The organism is Pandoraea sp., from assembly GCF_004297875.1.
In the GTDB taxonomy this organism is placed as follows: Bacteria; Pseudomonadota; Gammaproteobacteria; order Burkholderiales; family Burkholderiaceae; genus Pandoraea.
Genome location: NZ_SCSK01000061.1, coordinates 112,113 through 131,239 on the forward strand (window position 1 = coordinate 112,113; position 19,127 = coordinate 131,239).

Annotated in this window: 20 protein-coding genes and 1 other RNA gene; 3 read left to right on the plus strand and 18 right to left on the minus strand. The window is 62.4% G+C overall.

Going from position 1 to position 19,127, the window contains the following annotated elements; all coding sequences use genetic code 11:
- Positions 1-167: 167 nt before the first annotated feature.
- The 5 genes from EPN80_RS17830 to EPN80_RS17850 all read right to left on the minus strand — a co-directional run bounded on the left by EPN80_RS17830 (position 168) and on the right by EPN80_RS17850 (position 4,146).
- Positions 168-1,016 (minus strand): peptidoglycan DD-metalloendopeptidase family protein, encoded by an 849-nt coding sequence (locus EPN80_RS17830; RefSeq protein WP_293030411.1) that lies wholly within the window; start codon positions 1,014-1,016, stop codon positions 168-170.
- A gap of 28 nt (positions 1,017-1,044) precedes the next feature.
- A complete protein-coding gene (locus EPN80_RS17835; protein WP_293030414.1) occupies positions 1,045-1,884 on the minus strand; it encodes a protein-L-isoaspartate(D-aspartate) O-methyltransferase in 840 nt (279 codons plus the stop codon).
- Positions 1,881-2,642 (minus strand): 5'/3'-nucleotidase SurE, encoded by a 762-nt coding sequence (surE, locus tag EPN80_RS17840; protein WP_293030416.1) that lies wholly within the window; start codon positions 2,640-2,642, stop codon positions 1,881-1,883. The genes EPN80_RS17835 and surE overlap by 4 nt, the downstream gene beginning before the upstream one ends.
- Positions 2,643-2,984: 342 nt before the next feature.
- Positions 2,985-3,677 carry a response regulator transcription factor gene (locus tag EPN80_RS17845; protein ID WP_293030419.1) on the minus strand — a complete coding sequence of 231 codons (693 nt, stop codon included), beginning with the start codon at positions 3,675-3,677 and terminating at the stop codon, positions 2,985-2,987.
- A gap of 217 nt (positions 3,678-3,894) precedes the next feature.
- Positions 3,895-4,146 carry a hypothetical protein gene (locus EPN80_RS17850; RefSeq protein WP_293030422.1) on the minus strand — a complete coding sequence of 84 codons (252 nt, stop codon included), beginning with the start codon at positions 4,144-4,146 and terminating at the stop codon, positions 3,895-3,897.
- Positions 4,147-4,179: 33 nt separating this feature from the next.
- Between EPN80_RS17850 and EPN80_RS17855 the strand changes: the two genes are divergently transcribed.
- A complete protein-coding gene (locus tag EPN80_RS17855; RefSeq protein ID WP_293030425.1) occupies positions 4,180-4,389 on the plus strand; it encodes a hypothetical protein in 210 nt (69 codons plus the stop codon).
- Between the two features lie 130 nt (positions 4,390-4,519).
- On the opposite strand, the gene EPN80_RS17860 is transcribed toward EPN80_RS17855, so the two are convergent.
- The 12 genes from EPN80_RS17860 to ffs form a co-directional block, all read right to left on the minus strand.
- Positions 4,520-5,839 (minus strand): hypothetical protein, encoded by a 1,320-nt coding sequence (locus EPN80_RS17860; RefSeq protein ID WP_293030428.1) that lies wholly within the window; start codon positions 5,837-5,839, stop codon positions 4,520-4,522.
- Positions 5,840-5,925: 86 nt separating this feature from the next.
- The gene (locus tag EPN80_RS17865) at positions 5,926-6,669 is read right to left on the minus strand and encodes a peptidase C39 (RefSeq protein WP_293030431.1); all 744 of its coding nucleotides are present in this window, start codon (positions 6,667-6,669) and stop codon (positions 5,926-5,928) included.
- An 8-nt stretch (positions 6,670-6,677) separates the two neighbouring features.
- Complete coding sequence (locus EPN80_RS17870; protein WP_293030519.1) at positions 6,678-7,346, minus strand: C39 family peptidase; 669 nt, start codon at positions 7,344-7,346, stop codon at positions 6,678-6,680.
- 101 nt (positions 7,347-7,447) lie between these two features.
- Positions 7,448-8,854 carry a hypothetical protein gene (locus tag EPN80_RS17875; RefSeq protein WP_293030434.1) on the minus strand — a complete coding sequence of 469 codons (1,407 nt, stop codon included), beginning with the start codon at positions 8,852-8,854 and terminating at the stop codon, positions 7,448-7,450.
- 30 nt (positions 8,855-8,884) lie between these two features.
- Positions 8,885-9,526, minus strand: coding sequence for a hypothetical protein (locus EPN80_RS17880; RefSeq protein WP_293030437.1), 642 nt, complete (start codon positions 9,524-9,526; stop codon positions 8,885-8,887).
- A complete protein-coding gene (locus tag EPN80_RS17885; protein WP_293030439.1) occupies positions 9,523-10,029 on the minus strand; it encodes a hypothetical protein in 507 nt (168 codons plus the stop codon). Before EPN80_RS17885 ends, EPN80_RS17880 begins: the two co-directional genes overlap by 4 nt.
- A 5-nt stretch (positions 10,030-10,034) precedes the next feature.
- Positions 10,035-10,487 (minus strand): hypothetical protein, encoded by a 453-nt coding sequence (locus tag EPN80_RS17890; RefSeq protein WP_293030441.1) that lies wholly within the window; start codon positions 10,485-10,487, stop codon positions 10,035-10,037.
- Between the two features lie 496 nt (positions 10,488-10,983).
- Positions 10,984-12,357 carry a sigma-54 dependent transcriptional regulator gene (locus tag EPN80_RS17895; RefSeq protein ID WP_293030444.1) on the minus strand — a complete coding sequence of 458 codons (1,374 nt, stop codon included), beginning with the start codon at positions 12,355-12,357 and terminating at the stop codon, positions 10,984-10,986.
- Positions 12,358-12,594: 237 nt separating this feature from the next.
- On the minus strand, positions 12,595-13,191 hold the full coding sequence (gene recR / locus EPN80_RS17900; protein WP_293030447.1) for a recombination mediator RecR: 597 nt from the start codon (positions 13,189-13,191) through the stop codon (positions 12,595-12,597).
- A 115-nt stretch (positions 13,192-13,306) separates the two neighbouring features.
- Positions 13,307-13,633, minus strand: coding sequence for a YbaB/EbfC family nucleoid-associated protein (locus EPN80_RS17905; protein WP_293030450.1), 327 nt, complete (start codon positions 13,631-13,633; stop codon positions 13,307-13,309).
- Positions 13,634-13,669: 36 nt separating this feature from the next.
- Positions 13,670-15,532: a DNA polymerase III subunit gamma/tau gene (gene dnaX / locus EPN80_RS17910; RefSeq protein ID WP_293030453.1), complete on the minus strand. Its 1,863-nt coding sequence runs from the start codon at positions 15,530-15,532 to the stop codon at positions 13,670-13,672.
- Positions 15,533-15,656: 124 nt separating this feature from the next.
- Positions 15,657-15,755, minus strand: an RNA gene (gene ffs, locus EPN80_RS17915) — signal recognition particle sRNA small type.
- Positions 15,756-16,048: 293 nt separating this feature from the next.
- On the opposite strand from ffs, the gene trxA reads away from it, so the two are divergent.
- Together trxA and rho are read left to right on the plus strand one after the other, a co-directional pair.
- Positions 16,049-16,381 carry a thioredoxin TrxA gene (gene trxA / locus EPN80_RS17920; RefSeq protein ID WP_047214314.1) on the plus strand — a complete coding sequence of 111 codons (333 nt, stop codon included), beginning with the start codon at positions 16,049-16,051 and terminating at the stop codon, positions 16,379-16,381.
- A gap of 169 nt (positions 16,382-16,550) precedes the next feature.
- Complete coding sequence (gene rho / locus EPN80_RS17925) at positions 16,551-17,813, plus strand: transcription termination factor Rho (protein ID WP_293030460.1); 1,263 nt, start codon at positions 16,551-16,553, stop codon at positions 17,811-17,813.
- A gap of 83 nt (positions 17,814-17,896) precedes the next feature.
- Here the strand turns inward: rho and EPN80_RS17930 are convergent, their stop codons facing one another.
- On the minus strand, positions 17,897-18,940 hold the full coding sequence (locus EPN80_RS17930; RefSeq protein WP_293030463.1) for an extracellular solute-binding protein: 1,044 nt from the start codon (positions 18,938-18,940) through the stop codon (positions 17,897-17,899).
- Positions 18,941-19,127 lie beyond the last annotated feature (187 nt).

A 19,127-nucleotide genomic window follows, 5' to 3' on the forward strand; every position in this document is an offset into this window, starting at 1 on the left:
CTGGCTCGCCGGACTCGCCGTCGCCTTCGACGAACGGGTCGTCGGCCGGCGCGTCATGGCGTTCCGGCTGCTCGCCGGCCTCTTCGGCGGCGAGCTCGGAGTTTTCTCCGTGATGCGAGAGATGACGCTTCTTTTTCAGCATCCTACCCTGCTCATGGTTGATCGACTCACTTCGGCGGCAGATAGCTCATTGGATCCACCGGCTTGCCCATGCGGCGCACTTCGAAATGCAACATCACCTGAGAACTGTCGGTATTGCCCATCTCGGCGATCTTTTGCCCCTGGCTGACGACATCGCCTTCCTTTACCAACAGTGTGCGGTTGTGAGCATATGCCGTCAAGAACGTTCCGTTATGTTTGATGATGATCAGGTTGCCATAGCCGCGCAAGCCATTGCCGGCATAGACGACCTTACCCGCCGCGGCGGCCACTACAGGCTCGCCCGCCGTGCCGACGATGTTCACCCCTTTGTTGGTGCTGTCGTTGAAGGTGCCCACCACCTTGCCCTGGGCCGGCCATACCAGCGAGATGGTCGTTCCGGCCGCCGGGGCCGACGGGTTAAGCGGCGCCGGCGCGGGTGTGGGCGCGGCCGCGGGCGGCGTCATCGCGCCGCTGCCGGACGCGGCAACCGGGGCCGATGCGCTCGGCGGCAACATCGGCGTGGCGCTCTGGCCCGGCGGCGGCACCACGCGCAACACCTGCCCGACTTCAATTTGGTCGGCATTGGACAGATTGTTCCAGCTGGCGATATCGCGATAGTTCTGGCCGTGATCCAGCGCGATGCGATATAGCGTGTCGCCCGGCTTGACGCGGTAATAGCCCGGGGCGACCGGCAGGCTTTCCACTACCGGTGCGTTGTTGGGGATCGGCGTGCCGGGCGCCACGGACGTGCTGCCTGTCGCGGTGCCCGGAGCCTGCACCACCGGCGCGCCGACCTGGCGCGTCGCGCATGCTGCCAGCGTGCTGATCAGTACGGCGCCAGCGAGGCGTTGATATAGTCTCGATCGCGAGTTCACTCATTTCCTCCGCGTAATTTCTTCGGCATCAGATGATCCCGGATTTTAAGGGGACAAAGAAAACCCGATCAAGCCGCGTTTCGCGCCATTGATGCGCTCCAGTTCGTTCGATCAGGGTCAATATTTGTTGTTCGCCACCCAGCGGCGCCACCAGGCGCGCGCCGATATCGAGCTGCTCGAGCAGCGCCTGGGGAATCTCCAGGCCCGCCGCGGCAACGACGATGCCGTCGAACGGCGCCACCAGCGGCATGCCCAGCCGGCCGTCGCCGTAATGCAGCCGAATGTTCGGCACGCGCAAGGGGCGAAGGTTCGCCTTGGCGCGCTCATGCAGCGGACGAATTCGCTCGATCGAATAGACTTCGCGCGCCACCTGGCTCAGCACCGCCGCCTGGTAGCCGCAACCGGTGCCGATTTCGAGCACCTTGTTCAGCGGCCGGCCCGACGCGGCCAGCAATTCAATCATGCGCGCCACGACCGACGGCTTGGAAATCGTCTGCGCGTGCCCGATCGGCAGCGCGGCATCTTCATACGCCTGATTGGCGAGCGCCGCGTCGACAAACCGGTGACGCGGCACATGGCCGATCGCCGCCAGCACGCGCGGATCCCGGATGCCGCCCTCGGCCAGGCGCAGCGCCAGGCGCTGCCGGATACGCTCGGAGGTCAGGCCCAGCGATTCGTGCGAGACCTCCGTGAGCACGGTTTGCTTGCCGCCGCCTGCCTTGGCCTTGGCCGGCGCGGTTGTCGCCATGCCTGGCTTGCGATGCGAGCCGGACGGACTCTGGCGCGCCGGCGAAGCGGCGCGCTTGCCGGACCGGTCGATCACTTCGGACAACGGCAGGGGAAATCGCTTGGCCGGCAATTGGCTCATTTGGCGGCCACTCCCGCGTTCTCCAGCCAGTCATGAACTGCGTGCAGTTGCGCGGTATGGGTCAAATCGAGCTGTAGCGGGGTGACGGAGACATGGCCGTGCGCGACCGCATGGAAATCGGTGCCTTCGCTCGCATCGCGCGCGTCGCCGGCCGGGCCAATCCAGTAGATTGGTTCGCCACGGGGGCTCTCCTGCCGGATCACCGGCTGCGATTGATGGCGTTTGCCCAGGCGCGTCGAGCGCGCGCCCTTGATCGCCTCGTAAGGCAAATTGGGAATGTTGACGTTGAGCAGGAATGGCGAGGCCAGCGGCTGCTCGAGGTAGCGTTCGATGATTTCCCGAGCGACGCGGGCGGCCGACTCGAGGTGGTCCCAGCCCTTGTTGACCTGCGAGAATGCGAAGGACGGGATGCCGAACATGAATCCTTCGGTGGCCGCCGCCACCGTGCCGGAGTAAAGCGTGTCTTCGCCCATGTTCTGGCCGTTGTTGATGCCCGATACGACGATGTCCGGCCGGTGTTCGAGCAACCCGGTCAGGGCGATGTGCACGCAGTCGGTGGGCGTGCCATTGATGAAGCGATATCCGTTGGCGGCCCTGAACACAGACAGCGGCCGCTGCAGGGTCAGCGAGTTCGAGGCGCCGCTGCAATTTTGTTCGGGCGCCACCACGGTGATGTCGCCAAGCGGCGCAAGCGCCTCGTAAAGCGCGGCCAGACCGGGCGCCTGATAGCCGTCGTCGTTGCTGAGCAGAATTTGCATGTCTGGATTGTAACTTAGGAAAGCGGGTGGCAAACGCGTTAGCGAGGCCGAGTTGCCGATCAAGCCGGCGCGACGCCGCGCCGGCCGGCGTCGCGCAAAATGGCGTCCAAGCCTAACACACCAGCGTCGATTGCCGCCGCCACCGGGCTCCGTGCGTTGCCGGTGTTTTACCGCAAAAGCGTGTCAGATTCGCGTCCTGCCACGGCGCGGGCCGCTCGGATCACAAGAGGGGAACGAACAGTCTGTCGAAAGACGCGCCGGCGACACGGCAAGCCGTGCCAGCGCCCCCGTTAAACGCGCCCGATGTTGCACCGAAGCAACGCCGAGCCGGTCGCGACGGGGTCAATGCGAGCGGTCTTCGAACAATTGGCGGGCGCCGCGTTGCGCGGCGATATAGATCGCTTCACCACGATTGCGCGCGCCGAGTCGACGATACAGCGCGCTGATGTGGGTTTTGGCGGTGCCTTCCGAGATCAGCAGATGCTGGCAGATATGCTTGATCGAAAAGCCGCGCGAGAGCAGCGTCAGGATTTCGTACTGTCGCCGGGAAATGCCCAGCCGCGCCAGCTCGTCGCTGTCGTCGCCGTTTGCCGCAGTGCCGCGTCTGTCTGCCGCCGGGGCGGCGGGATCGGACAAAAGGCGCGCAACGACGTCGCGCGGGAGGTAGTACTCGCCGCTCGAGACGAGATAGAGCGCGCCAAGTATCACGCTGCGCTCGGCGGGATAGGCCAGGCAGCCGCCGGCGCCCAGGCGCAGCCAGCGCAGGACGTCGTCGAAGCGCGGCTCGGCGGTGGCCACCAACGTTGGGGCGAGCTTGAGCAAACGGGCTTGCGTCGTGCTGGGCTCCCCGTGTTCATCGAGCATCGTTTTGTCTTCGATGACCACGCACTGGGTAGACTCGGAACTGGCCAGCCAGGCCACCGCGGCCGGGCACGACGGTACGACGTGCAGCTCCGCGGGCACTTCCCGCGCCCCCAAAGCCTCACGCATGGCATCAGCGATCTGCTGATTGTCGCCAACAAATAAAACGCGCATGGAATCCCCGGTTTTTGTTTTTCGCCCCGCGTGCCGCGTCGGTTTGATCCGACTTATTTTGCGCAACGGTGTTTGGCCAATCCAATGCCCTTCAACTCTATCAAGGAATTCGCCAGATAATCGTCAGCGGATTTACCCTAGCTCGTGCGCCAATCACACGCGCAGGAGTCGCGGCGACGCGTTATCGCGACGCCCGCCATATCGACACCGACCCCAATTATTTCTCTTTCCTTTCCCCCGGTTCGCCATACAATAAAGCGTGTACCGGGTTCGGGGACCAACGGTTCAATTCATTGTCATGACCTTCACATCTGCGCGTATAGCGCTCGGCACGGCTTTGCTTTGCCTGCTTGGCGCGAATGCTTGCCAAGCACAGCAAACCGTTGCCGCCATCGCTTTGTTCAAGAGCGTCGGCGCCGAGCCGATCAGCGACGTCGCCTTGGCTGCGGCCCACGGAACCCAATTGCATGGTCCTACCATACTCCTGGCGCAAAACGCCGCCATGAGTTCGGTCAAGCTTTGGGACGAAATCCTGCCGCCTGCCCCGGCGCCGAAGCCCCAGGACCAGGCCGCCTCGCCAGCCAACTTCCAGTCGAACTCGCTTACCGTGGCAAGCGGCAACAACCTGCGCGTCTCGGTGGGCAGCCATACCGGTCCGATGCTTTTGCCGGTCAATTTCCCGTCGCGCCCGACGAATCTGCCCGCGCGCTGAATACCAGCCGTACCCAAACATTGCCTCCCGTCGGATAACGGCACGAGCGCGGCCGCGCCATGCGCCGGTGCGGGCTTGCGAGCCCGGCCGGCTGTCTCGGCGATGCCTTTACGCGCTGGCATGTCCAACCTCAAAACGTGTACGGGAAGCGAATCCCGATCACGTAGTTCGGCGCATCCGGCGACATGCCCGCGTCGAAGTAGCCGTTGAAGGTCCAGTGCTTGTTGATGACGTAATTCAAGCCGACATTGAGCGAGGCGGCATTGCTCGAACTGCCGGGCACCGTCACGTAGCCCTCGCCCGGCGCCTGTGTCTTGGTAGCCTGTGAAATGGCGGCCGAATAGGACAGGCTGAGCGCGGTCCTGTCGTTGAGCGCCAGTGCAATGCCGGCTCCGACTTGCAGCACATCGCCCAGTTTGACCTTGGCCGGCGTGACGACGCTCGGGATCGGCGAGATGTCGGAGAACGAGCGCGGCAGGTTGTAGGTGTATGCCAGGCTGCCGAACAGGATGACCGGATCGTAGGTGCGCAACACGGAAATGCCGGCGGTTAGGGCCCAAACGCCATTGCCGGTGGGCAGCGAAGTCGGGAAATTCAGGTTGTTGTTGTCCGCCGGCGAGGTGAATTTGATGCCGAACGGCGAGGTTCCGGTCGGGGCCGTGACCCGCAGGCTGCCAACGATGTCAGGCCAGGTGGCGGACTCCTTGACGAACTGGTAATAGACCGACGCGGTGACGTCGCCGATCGACCCGGCGTTCTTGCTTTGGTCGCTCAGCGCCGTTGCCGCACCGCCCGCGCCGGCAGAGATAAAATCGCTGCTGCGGTACAGGTAGGGGACATCCAGCGACACGCTCAACCGATCGTTAATGCCGTAGCGGGTGTTGACGTCGAACGTCCACACGCTTGCCTTGGTTTCGGACAGGTTGATGTTGCCCAGGAAGATCGCATCGAGTGCGAGAAACCCGGTCAGCGCCAGCTGCCGCCGATCGTAGTAGCCGTAGCTCACGCCGGCATCGATGGTGAGCTTTTTATCGAAAAGCGGCGCGTGCTGCTCCTGCACGACGGCGTTCTCGCTGGGCGAGCGATACGCGGCCGCCGTATTCTTTTGCTGTTGCTGGGTCTGGCCGATCGCGGCGGTGCCGCCGTCCTGAGCGCTCGCGGCATCCGACGCGCCGCCAGTGTCGCCAGTGGCGGCAGCGCTGCTCGGCGTGTTGATCTGCGCGGCATCCCAGGCCGTCACGCCGCGTCCTCTGCGGGACATTTCGAGCTGCGTGAGGCGCTTCTTCAAAGAAAGAATTTCCCGCTGCTGCTGGTTGATTTCACGCGACAGTTGCGTGATCTGATCGTCCAGCGAGGGCGGCGCTTGCTCTTGCGCCTGGGCCGATAGCGCGAACAGCAACACCCCCCATGCGATTGCGTCAACGGGAAAAAAACGGTTCCTGTTATTCATAACATCCCCCGGTTAAAGTGGCGACGCACAGAAACTCATTCCGGAATCGCCATGAAAATCGTCTACATCTTTTTCGGTATCCTTATTTATCTTCGCAAGCCAAGCGTATTGGTCAGCGCCTGGTTGACGCCAACCTGCCGCAAGGCATTCATCGTCACGGGATCGGTTCTCAGATGCAGCAACATGCTGTTGAGCACCTGCTGGTTGTTACCCGCGACCTGGATGACCTGCATGATGCGATTCATCGGACTGCCCCCGCCCGACGTGATGGTCTGCACGACCGAGCCGAACGGCGATTGCAGCGAAACATTGACGCCCGATTGACCCACCATCACCTGTGCGTTCATCCCGTCGAGCGAGGTGCTGCTGGTACCGCCCGAGGGCAGCCCCAGGCCGCCCTGGGTCGGCGAGAAGTCGATCACGGTCTGGTTTTGCACGGCGTTCCCATTGCCGGCGACTTGGGTGACCTGACCTACCCCGTTGACTTGAATTAGGTTGCCCCCGTGCGCGGACGCAAAGCCGGGGCCGTAGTTAGTGTTGTTGCCGGGCAAGATGCCGGTCTGGCTGCCCGTGTTGACCGTATATCCGTTGCTGCCTTGCTGCACATTGACCGACCCGGCGGCGTAGAGACTTGCGCCGGACGGTGTTTGCCATTGCGAAATCAGATCCAGTTGAAAACCGGAAATCATGTTTTGGTTCATGTATTTGCCAGTGGCGTGAGCCAACACGTCATCACTCACCGGCTGCCAGGACATCGGCACTTCATGCGCCAATGCCGGTATTGCGCCCATGCACAGTGGCAGGGCCAGCAATCGTGCATAGTGGTTCATGACCGCTCTCAGAACAGATTCGATTTGATGAGCCCGAAGTCGACCTCTGGGGTCGGCCGCGTGCCTGTCGCCAATGCGCCGGCGCGTTGGCGCAAGGCGAGCGAATAATTACCCTGCAATAAAGGGGAATCCTCCAGAAATGGCTTGCCGACCACGGCCAGGATGAGACCATCCCACTGCCTGGCGAAATCGGCTTCCTCGACAACCCGATTGCCCAGCGCCGGATCGGCCAGAAAAATGCGGCCGTCCCGGGCACCCTTGATCAGTACGAAATGTTGATAGCCGTTGATGTCCATCAACGCGATGACTGGAATGCGCAAGTCGTAGAGCGCATGGACATTGACGCGAAAGCCGCGGCCTTGAAAGCCCAGCGTCTCGACGAACTTCTTCATGTCGAGCATCGAAAATCCGCTCTTGATGACCACGGCCGGTGTCGAATACACCATCATCCGTTTGATCATTTCGGCTTCTGGAATGTCGATCCCGTAGCCGTATTTGAGCAGCGTCGACAGCGCGGCGGAGCCGCAGCTGAAGTCATACTCCTGCCTGACAACGTCTCGATACCGCATGTCCTTCATCGAGCGCATTGTCTTGAATGCGGGGATACCGGCGACCGACTCCAGATCGACCTGCGATTGCGCCCTGGCGCCAAGCGTCAGGCAGGCAAGCACAACCATCGAACCGAATCTCAGCCACCGGGTGTAGTGCATCATGGCCTCTCGACAATAATGGCTGGCCCGAGACAACCGGGCCAGCCTTGGCACTGCTGCGTGAAGCGTTACTTCATGACACTGACCGACGAAATGGCCAGGCTGTTGTTTTGCACGTTGCCGATGCCGGCGGCGATATTGACGCCGACATTGCCGGTCGCACCCGCCAAGGCATTGCTGCCCAGGTAGGCAGTCGGCACATACGCGCCGGAGCCGTACATCGAGGCCTTCTGGTCGGTTTGCGCGGTGGCCGTGACCGCGCCGCCGGTGTCGTCTCCAGCCTTGGTAGTGGTGACCGAAGCAGCCAGGTTATTGGCCTGCACGTTACCGATACCCGAGGCAATGTTGACGCCGATGTTGCCCGACGCGCCGGCCAGCGTGCCGTCACCCACGCTTGCGTTCACGTACATATTGGAAATGGTGCCGCCGCCGTCCGACGACTGCGTGCTGAACGTTTGCGCCGACCCATAGACCGGGCCCGCGTTCATCGCCGACAGGGCGGCGTTGTTGGCTTGCGCATTGTCCACACCGGCAGCTTCGTTCAAGCCGACGTTGCCCGAAGCGCCAGCCAGCGCGCCATTGCCAGTGCCGGCACCCATGGTCGGCATCACGTACGTGGTGGTGTGAATGATCGTCGTGCCGGACACGGAAACGTCGTTGGCCACATAGTCGTTGGAGAAGCCCCATATGGCGCCCGCAGCGATCGACGCCGATTCGACGTCCGAATAGCCGTGGTTGTCGGTCGCGTGGAAGCCGGCGTCAAAGCTGCTTTGCGTATTCTTGTAGCCGCTCGCCTGGAAGCCGCCCGACGATTGCTGCTGCTGGCCATACGCATAGCCGCCCCAGATCGAGCCGGAGCCGCCCGAGGCATGGTAGCTGCCGCCGTAGCCGTAGTGACCGCCACCGCTGGGCGTCCAGAAGTGTCCGCCCGCACCACCGTGAGCACCGAATTGATAGCTGCTTTCCTGATAGCCGCCGCCGGCAATGAAGCCACCCGAACCGCTGGACTGTTGCCCGGCCGAATACTGGCCGCCGACCTGAGCGCCCTGGCTGGTGTTCAGGTGGCCGCTGGCCGTCTTGTTGACCCAGCTGGTGTCGTTGTCGTAACGGGTGGTCGTCACGCCGCCCACCAGGTACGCGCTACCGGTGTCTGACACCGAGTTGTTGGTGTAATTGGTGGTGATCTTGGTGGTCGAATCGGTGAAGTTGCCCAGCCATTTGGACGGTGCGCTGATGGAAATTTCGCTCGCCCAGACGTGCTGGTCGTTTTGCACGACCGCATTCGCCGTGTTATTGGCGAACACGCATCCCTTGATGCCCACCAGGCCGAAAATCGCGACGTTGTTCAGCACATTGGTTTCATTGCCGATCGCCGAGAAGCTGAACTGGTCGTGGTCGTTGTCGCCGTGCGGGTAGGCCATGGCCGACCCGGTCGCCAACAGCATTGCCGCCACCGCAATTGCTTTGTATTTCATGACAATCTCCTTGATGCGAGAGTAGTGAGATTAAAAAGATGTGCCCGCCGGGGGACGGAGCACAAAAACATTTGAGGCTACGTTGCCTACACCAGCTGACTGGTTGACCTGCACGATTCCAGCGGCATTACGAAAGGCTTCCGGAGAAATCGAAACCTCGCGGTATTGCTCGGAAATGCCCGGGTGTCCAGTCCAGCCACCTCTAGAGATCGCACCGGACAGTGCCGTGTCCGATGCGATCTCCACTCCAGACACAGCGCCGCCGACAATGACGGCAGCGTTGTGTTGAAGGTTGCCGCTGCCGCTGGATTGATTGACTTGCGTCAACCCAGCGACACCGGAAAATGCTGTGCCGTCGATGCTGCTTTTGGCTGCGCCAGCCAGCGCCGGCCCGAGCGACATTTGCTGCGAGCCGAGCACGCCGATGCCGAGCGTGGTGCCGCCCTGCACGATCACGGCCTGGTTGCTTTGCGCGTTATTGGCGCCGGCCGTTTGATTGACGGCGATGTTGCCGTTGGCGCCTTTGGCTACACCGCTATCGATGGTCGATGTGGCAATCCCGGCGGGCGCGGAGGTTCCGGCGCCCTGCCCCGGATCGGCCATGGCCGGCAAGGCCAGTGCGCCGGTGCAGATCAGCGCCGTGGCCAGCCCGGTCAGACGGGCGCGCGTCATTTGGTCACCCCCACCGCGCCCATCGACGACAGCGGCGCCAACGCTTGATTGATCGCGCTGGGGATCGATGAGCCGAGGCCGCTCGTCACGCCGACGATGGCGCTGCCAAAACCGCCCGTGCTGCCGGATATGCCACCGCCGCCGGAGGCCGTATTGCCGCCCAGCAAACCCGTGGTGAGCGGCTGCATCGCGTTGACGATGCTCGAGCCGATCAGGCCCATCGAACCGTGAGTCGACAGTTCCGCGTCGGTCGCGGCGCTGATCGAGCCGATCGCCTCGTCGAACGGTTGCTTCGGAAACGTGGCAACGCTCGATTCGATCGGATAGCTGGCGTGCGGCAAACCGCGATAGGCGATGCGCGGGCCGACCTGCCGCTCGATCACCAGCTCGCCCGGGGCGGCCGGCTCGGCCAACGCCGCCGTGCAGATAACTTCGCCCGCACCGAACATGCACAACGCCATCGCTGGAGCGACCTGCCGGGTCATGCGCAATAGGTGGTTCATGGCGCTCACCTCGAGTAGCTCACAGTGTTGACCTGCGCGTTACCGGTCGAGAGCTGCTGCGGTATCGGGGTCGGATTGGTGCGTGGCATTTCATCCCACAGGGTCACCGAGTTGACGTTCAACATGCGCGGCGTCGCCGCGACCATGACTGGCATGGCGACGCGTCCGCGCGCCCTGCCGAGTTGACCGTCGTCGAGCGCAGTGGCACCGGCGGGCATGCGTACGAAGCCAGCGTCCTCGGCCGGTGTTTGAGTGCCAAGCATTGCCAGTGCCGCCGGGCTGCGCGTCACCGCGAAGTCGACCGGAAACATGGCCGTCTGGATTGGCGAGTCGTTCATCGCCAACGTGAATTCCTGGGCCCACGCGGGCAACGCGACCAACGCACCGCCGATGGCGATCAATAGCGCTCCGACCGCGCGTCGCGGACTGAACGATTTGCCGAATGTGGTTTGTCGCATAGCCAGGTCCTCCTTGCGCAGAACTACTAAGCGACATCCGTGCCATGTGCGTTAAGCGCTTGAAAACAAAAGGAAGGACCGGAGCCGTGCGGCGGCAATGGCCGCGTATCTTCAAAAAACGTTTCAGCGCTGATACGGCAGCCCGATCAATCGCCGGATCGGTGTCGCGGCGCTTGCCGGTTTCGATGCGGAAGGCTTTCGGCAGCGTTTTTGCCAGCGCGCCATGAGCCGCTCAGCGCGTGTTTGCGGCGCGCTTGGGCGATGGCCCGGGAAAGTGATGCGATGGACCGGGATAACGCCTCGGATCACCATTAAAGGGGGCCAGAAACAGAATGTTTCAGCCTTGATGTGCTGCCCCGACATCCGACCGGAACAGCGCGCCGAGTCGAGGCGGTGAAGCATGATGGGCGCCGGAGCGTGGAATTCATCCCCCAAAAAAAGACAACCGGCCCCTGCATTAGCAGGCCGGTTGCCCTCTCACCAACGCCAGGAGATATCAGGCCGGCACGCCCGATTCGTCACTACCACCACGTAAGCCGTACCGGCACATGAGCCGATACAACGTGATTCGAGAAATTCCCAATTCCTTTGCGACTTCAGTCAGACGATGGCAATGGCGCAGCAGCGCCTGCTCGATTGCTTCGCGCTCCGCTTCGGCGCGAATTTCCTCCAGCGTTTTTACCGCCGTTGGCGCCCACTGCGCCAGGTCAAGATCCTTGGCGGAGATCATGCGGCTGTCGGCCATCACGACGGCGCGCCGCACCCGGTTGATCAGCTCCCGAACGTTACCGGGCCAGTGGTATTCATACATCGCCTGCACCGCGCATTGCGTGAAGCCGCGGATTTTGCGGTGATTGTCGCCCTTGAAGCGCTGCAGCACGTGATGCGCAAGAATTTCGATGTCTTGCCCGCGCGCGCGCAGCGGTGGTTCGTCAACCCGCAGTACGCACAACCGGTGATATAGATCCATGCGGAAGCGGCCTTCCTTGACGGCTTCTTCCAGATTCACATTGGTCGCGGAGATGATCCTCACGTTGACCTGGATGACTTCATGTCCGCCAAGCCGCTCAATGGCGCCCTGCTGCAAAAACCGCAGCAGCCCGGCCTGGCTCTCCATCGGCAAATCGCCAATTTCATCGAGGAACAGCGTGCCACCGTTGGCTGCCTCGACTCGGCCGATCTTGCGCTGGTTCGCGCCGGTAAAGGCACCCCGCTCGTAGCCGAACAACTCGGATTGCATCAGGTGCGGCGGGATGGCGCCGCAATTGATCGCGACGAACGGCCCTTTGCTGCGCGGCGATCGCTCATGAATGGCAACCGCCGACAGTTCCTTGCCGGTGCCCGACTCGCCGAAGATGAAGACCGGCGCGTCGGTATTGGCGACCTTGCGAATGGTACGAAACAACTGCTGCATGACTTCGCAGGTGCCGACCATTTCCTGATCGCTGCCGGAAAATTCCGGCGCCGACTGCTTCGTCATGTCGGACAGCGCGGCCATCCCGTAGGCGTGCCCGACGATATTGGCGATCGCGTCGTTCGAACACGGTATGTGCACGTAATCGAAGCAGTAGTCACGGATGAGCCGGCGCACCGAGGCATTTTCCAGTTGCTCGGGACTGGTCGCCGCCACCCACCCGATATGGGCTGGCTGCATGCAGTTCTCGAACAATGACAGATCGCGGTCGGAATAGCCGCTGCTCAGATCGAGCAGCGCGGCCGTGGTGGGGTGGGCCGGCTGAATCAAACGGCCGACATCTCCGGCGGACTTGGCAGGCACGACGTGCCAGCCGCGTTCCTGCAGGAAACCAAGCAAAGGCTCGCTGTGTCGCCGCGACGCATAAATTAGCGTCCGATTGGTTTCATGGGTCATTCTTGTTCCCCGCTTTACGGCAAGCTCGCATCCGTTGTTTGGCTTGCAACTCGAATGCGAGAACAACAGCCCCAGGGCCCCTTCGCCTTTTTTATGGGGAAGGTTGCCTAATTTAGTCTAGACCAGGCGAGCGCTCCCAGTAATAGCGAGAAACGACTAATCCGATTGGATGAAAGGGTTGACGCGATCAGCGTTTACCTGCGGCCGGGCGCGCTCGCCCGGATCGGGCGGCGCCACTTACAGTGTATGACGATCGAGCACCGCGCGGGCGATCGTGCCGGCGTCGACGTATTCGAGTTCGCCGCCGACCGGTACGCCACGCGCCAGACGGCTCGCTTTGAGGCCACGGGCCTTGAGCATCTGCGCGAGATAGTGGGCGGTTGCCTCGCCCTCGTTGGTGAAGTTCGTGGCCAGAATGACTTCCTTGACCACGCCGTCGCTGATACGCCGGATCAGCTGTTCGAAATGGATCTCTTTGGGTCCGATGCCGTCAAGCGGCGAGAGCCGCCCCATCAGGACAAAGTAGAGTCCGCGGAAGGTCAGCGTTTGCTCGACCATCAACTGGTCGGCCGGCGTCTCGACCACGCACAGGAGCGAGGGGTCGCGCTCCAGGTCCTGGCAGGTCTCGCAGACTTCAACCTCGGTAAACGTATTGCAGCGGGCGCAGTGACGGACCTCGCTGGACGCGTGAAGCAATGCCTCGCCCAGTCGCGTTGCCGCGCCGCGGTCATGCTGCAGCAGGTGGTAGGCAATCCGCTGGGCCGAGCGCGGACCGACGCCCGGCAATGCGCGCAGCGCCTCGATCAACTCCTGGAGACTGGTCAGTGCCGGCATGGTCACTCGGCTCGCGATAGCGCGGTATGGTCAAGAGAGAGCCGCCGCCTCGTGACCCGGCGTGGTGGGGTCGAGTGCGGCGATTTGCAGAGTCATGATGGCGAGCTCCGCCTCCTCAGAACGGCAGTTTGAAGCCCGGCGGCAACGGCATGCCGGCGGTCATGCCGCCCATCTTTTCCTGAGCGGTGGCTTCGGCTTTGCGGACCGCGTCGTTGAAGGCGGCCGCCACCAGGTCTTCGAGCATGTCCTTGTCGTCGGCCAACAGGCTCGGATCGATGGAAACGCGGCGCACATCGTTCTTGCAGGTCATCACGATTTTGACGAGTCCGGCGCCCGACTGCCCCTCGACCTCGATCTGGGCGAGCTCGTCCTGCATCTTCTTCATGTTTTCCTGCATCTGCTGGGCCTGCTTCATCAGGCCCGCGAGTTGTCCTTTCAACATCAATGACTCCTGGCGCTTGGTAGGGTGAAAAAAGAATTATTGCACTGGGCGGATCGAACCGGGCACGATTTGCGCGCCGAATTCGTTCATCAGCGTCTGAACGAAGGCGTCATTGCCGATCGCCTGTTCGGCCGCCTGCTGCTGCTGCGCCCGCATTTCGGCAGCTACGGCCGCCGCCGTGGCATTGACCGCGCCGATTTCGATCACCAGCTCGACCGGGGTGCCGAAGTGAACGCCGAGCGCGTCGCGCAGTTTGTCACTCGGCCCGCTCTCGCCCAACTGCTTGAGCGGCACACGCAGGTGAAACCGGCGCCCGCTCACGCTCAACAGTTCGCTTTGCAGCGCGAGCTGCTGGGCCAGGCCGCGCAACGGCAACTGCGCGGCCAGCGCGGGCCACTCGCCATCGAACAGCGGCGCTTCGCGGGAGGAGTCGGTCCGATTGGTCTCGACCGCCGCGATTGACTCGGCTGGCAGGCTCGGTTCGGTATGCGCGACGTCGTTTTCTATCTCGCGGGCGGCTACCGGCGCCGTCGGCGCGACAGCCGGCTCGGCCATCTGGCGCGGCTCGACGGCCGGCGCGCGACGCGCCGCCGGCGGGGTGCTGCGCGACGAGGCCTGCAGCGCCGCCAGCGCTGCCTTGGCTGGCGACATGGCCGTGCCGGTCGCCGTCGGTGCCATCGGCGCCGGCGCTGCCGGTGTCGGCGCTGCCGGTGCCGTTTCGGCCGCCGCCGGGGCCGGGGCTGCGCGGGTGGCCGCTCGCGCGGTCACGCCGCCCGACGGAGCAACGCCGCCCGCACTGCTCGACGACGCGCCCAGCAAGGGACGAAATGCCGCCATGCGCAGCAGCGCCATCGAAAATCCGCTGTGCTCATCTGGCGCCAACCCGAGCTCGCTGCGCGCCCGGATAACGATTTGGTAGTGCAACTGGACTTCTTCTGGTGCGAACAGCCCGGCCAGACGTCGCACGTCGGCGGCCTCCGGCCAGTCGTCGGACACCGCCTCGGGGGCCATTTGCGCCAGCGCGACCTTATGCAACAGGCTGCCCATGTCCTGCAGGGCTGCCGAGAAGGAGAAACTGCGGCTGGCAAGCTCATCGGCCAGATCGACCAGATCTTTTGGCGTGCCGGCGTGCAGCGCGTCGAGAATCCGCACCAGCACGCTTTGATCGATCGCGCCGAGCATGCCGCGCACCGCTTCTTCGCTGACCGGCCCGGCCGCGTAGGCGATCGCCTGGTCGGTCAGCGACAACGCGTCGCGCATGCTGCCGTTGGCAGCCTTGGCCAGCAGCCGCAATGCCTGGTTGTCGAAGGCGATTTGCTCCTCGCCCAGGATATGGGCCAGATGATCGACGATGTGGCCCGCCGGCATTTGCTTGAGGTTGAACTGCAGACAGCGCGACAGCACCGTCACCGGGATCTTCTGCGGATCGGTGGTAGCCAGAATGAACTTGACGTGCGCCGGCGGCTCTTCGAGCGTCTTGAGCATCGCGTTGAAGGCGTGGCCGGTCAGCATGTGCACTTCATCGATCATGTAGACCTTGAAGCGGGCATCGACGGGTGCGTAAACCGCCTTTTCGAGCAGCGAGGTCATCTCGTCGACACCCCGATTGGACGCGGCGTCCATCTCGACGTAATCGACAAAGCGACCTGCGTCGATCGCCTGGCAGGCCTTGCAAACACCGCATGGCTGGGCCGTGATGCCGGTCTCGCAATTGAGCGCCTTGGCCAGGATGCGCGACAGCGTGGTCTTGCCGACGCCGCGCGTGCCGGTGAAAAGGTAGGCATGGTGCAGGCGCTGCTGCTCGAGCGCATGCGTCAGGGCCCGCACCACGTGCTCCTGGCCGACCAGCGTAGAGAATCCTTTGGGGCGCCATTTGCGCGCGAGTACTTGATAAGTCATGGCAAAATTGTAACAAATCAGCGCGTGGACAAGGGACCGGATCGCGGCCGCAGGAGCGCACCGGCAGATGCCGTCGCGACGGGTTCGCAACGATCTTTCGAGCAAGCTGGCAGGGACGTTGGAGGGTGACGAGCCTGACCCTCGGCACTGGCAGAAAACGGCTGTGGCTGCTTCGTTCCCGACCTGACCAGATTGGCCGCGCCGCCATGCGAGGAGGCCCGTCACCGGCGGATTCTACCAGAGCCTTGCTCGCGAGTCTGCAATCGCGCGTGTATTTCGAGATGGCGAGGCTGCGCAGAGGCGACCGATTTCCGCTAAGATTGGCGGAAACTGCGCTGGAAAATCGCTTGATTTCAGCGGCGCAGCCCTAACCTGAAGGCTGGAAGCATCAATGCCTTTTCTGCCCCGGTGCAGTGTGCCGCCGCAGAATCGATATTGCCTAAACCCCTTCTCCCGGCGCGGTCGCTATCCGGCGCACCAGGGTTTTTCGATTAGTTAGACGAGGCACTTAAAAAAATGAGCGAGCACATCAAACACGTCACCGACGCATCTTTCGATCAGGAAGTCCTGAAGTCGGACAAGCCTGTGTTGCTGGATTTCTGGGCCGAGTGGTGCGGCCCGTGCAAGATGATTGCACCGATTCTCGAGGAGATCGCTGCCGATCCGAATTTTTCCAGCCGTGTGCAGATCGCCAAACTGGACGTCGACAACAACCAGGCCACGCCGCCGAAATTTGGCATCCGAGGCATTCCGACGCTGATTCTGTTCAAGAACGGCGCGGTTGCGGCGCAGAAAGTCGGCGCATTGTCGAAATCGCAACTGACTGCTTTTCTGGATGGCAATCTGTAAGCAGCTGTAGTGCATTTGCCACAGCCAGCATGCGGCGTATCGAGGGCTTCTTGCCGAACGCGCCGCATGCGCTATAATCCGTCCAGACAGATCCTATAAATAGTTCTTCGAGCGTTCGCTCACTTTTTTCCCTTGTCCTTCTTGCTCGTCCCAGCGACGGCATCTCCGTATGCATTTATCCGAACTTAAGTCCTTGCATGTCTCCGAGCTCCTCGAAATGGCCAACGGCCTCGAGGTCGAGAACGCGAATCGCATGCGCAAACAGGAATTGATGTTTGCCATTCTGAAGAAGCGCGCCAAGCTGGGAGAAACCATCTTTGGCGATGGTACGCTCGAAGTGTTGCCCGACGGCTTCGGTTTTCTGCGCTCGCCCGAAACCTCTTATCTCGCCAGCCCCGACGACATCTACATCAGTCCGTCGCAAATCCGCCGCTTCAATCTGCATACGGGCGACACGATCGAAGGTGAAGTTCGCACCCCCAAGGACGGTGAGCGCTACTTCGCACTGGTCAAGGTCGACAAGGTCAACATGCATCCGCCTGAGGCCTCGAAACATAAGATCATGTTCGAGAATCTCACGCCGCTGCACCCGAACAAGCCACTGCTGCTCGAGCGCGACATCAAGGGCGAGGAGAACATCACGGGGCGCATCATCGACATGATCGCCCCGATCGGCAAGGGCCAGCGCGGTCTGTTGGTCGCTTCGCCAAAGTCGGGCAAGACCGTCATGCTGCAGCACATTGCCCACGCCATCACGTCGAACCATCCGGACGTCACGTTGTTCGTGCTGTTGATCGACGAACGCCCCGAGGAAGTCACCGAGATGCAACGCTCGGTGCGCGGCGAAGTCATCGCGTCGACGTTCGACGAGCCCGCCACGCGCCATGTGCAAGTCGCGGAAATGGTGATCGAAAAGGCCAAACGCCTGATCGAAATGAAACAGGACGTGGTGATTTTGCTGGACTCGATCACCCGTCTGGCGCGCGCTTACAACACGGTCATTCCGGCTTCGGGCAAGGTGCTGACCGGCGGCGTCGACTCCAATGCGCTGCAGCGGCCCAAGCGCTTCTTCGGCGCGGCCCGCAACGTCGAGGAAGGCGGCTCGCTGACCATCATTGCCACTGCCCTGATCGAAACCGGCAGCCGGATGGACGATGTGATCTATGAAGAGTTCAAGGGCACCGGCAACATGGAAGTCCACCTGGAACGCCGCCTGGCCGAAAAGCGCGTCTATCCCGCGATCAATCTGAACAAATCGGGCACCCGGCGCGAGGAATTGCTGGTCAAGCCGGAAATCCTGCAAAAGATCTGGGTGCTGCGCAAGCTCATCTACGACATGGATGAGATCGAGTCGATGGAATTCCTGCTGGGCAAGGTCAAGCAGACCAAGAACAACGCCGAATTCTTCGACATGATGCGGCGCGGCGGCTGAGCTTCGCGCGCAGCGCATTACCTACCCCCCAGCACAAAACCGGTCGCCATCCAGACCGGTTTTTTTATGGCTGCCCCACTGGCTCAGCGATAGCCCACGCGATCGAGAATCCGCTGCGCGGCCGGCACACCGGCGGCAATCTTGCTGATCGGCACCGTCTCGGCCTTGAAATCGCCCAACGCGGCCAGCGCCGGATTGTTCACGTGCACCGCCTTGACTACCGGCCATTCGTTGTTGCCGTTGGCGAAATACGACTGCGCCTGGTCGCTGGCCAGATACTCGAGGAATTTGATTGCTGCGGCACGATGCGGCGCGTGCCTGGCCACGCCGGCGCCCGCGACGTTCAGGTGCGTGCCCTGCCCGTGCTGGTCTGGCCACACATAGCCGATCCGAGACATCAACGCCCGATCCTGCGGTCGCGGCGAACGCGCCAGGCGTACGTAATAGTATGAGTTGGTCAGCGCCACGCCGCACTCGCCGCTGGCGACCGCTTTGATCTGATCGGTATCACCGCCGCGAGGCGGGCGGGCGGCATTCGCGACCATGCCGCGTGCCCAGGTTTCGGTGGCCGCCTCGCCATTGCGCGCGATGAGCGCGCTTACCAGCGACAACATATAGGGATGCGCCCCCGAGCGAGTGCAGACCTTGCCGCGATTTTTCGGATCGGCCAGCGACGCGTAGGTGGCTACGTCCTGCGGCTTGACGGTGTCCTTGTTATAGACAATCACGCGCGCGCGCGTGGAAAACCCGAACCACTCGACGCCTTGCGGGCTGTCGCCGGCGTGCCATTTGGCGGGAATCCGCTTCGCCAGCACCCGCGATCTGATCGGCTGAAACAACCCGGCGCGCTGCGCGGCCGCCAGCCGAGCGGCGTCGACCATCAGAATCACATCCGCGGGACTGCGCTGCCCCTCGCTTCTCAAGCGCTCGAAAATCGCATTGTCATCGGCCTCGATGCGGTTGATTTTGATGCCGGTTTCCTCCGTGAAATTTCGGTATAGCGCCTCGTCGGCCTGATAATGCCGAGCAGAATATAGATTCAGCACCTGATCCTGCGCGTGGACGTTCACGACACCCGCAAGCGCGGCCAGCAGCCCGGCACCCACCCTGAGAAACAATCGATTCATTAATTCATCCTCGCATATTCGTTTTGCGCAATTCCAACTTGCGAGGACAGCTTAGGGATATCAAGAATAATTGTAAATAATTCTCATTAATTATAGGAATAGAGGAATACCTCGCGCAGCGTGTCCAAGCAGAAGTGTCGCAATCCTCGTAGAATTGCGCAGCGCATTCGTTGGAGCCCGGTTTGTC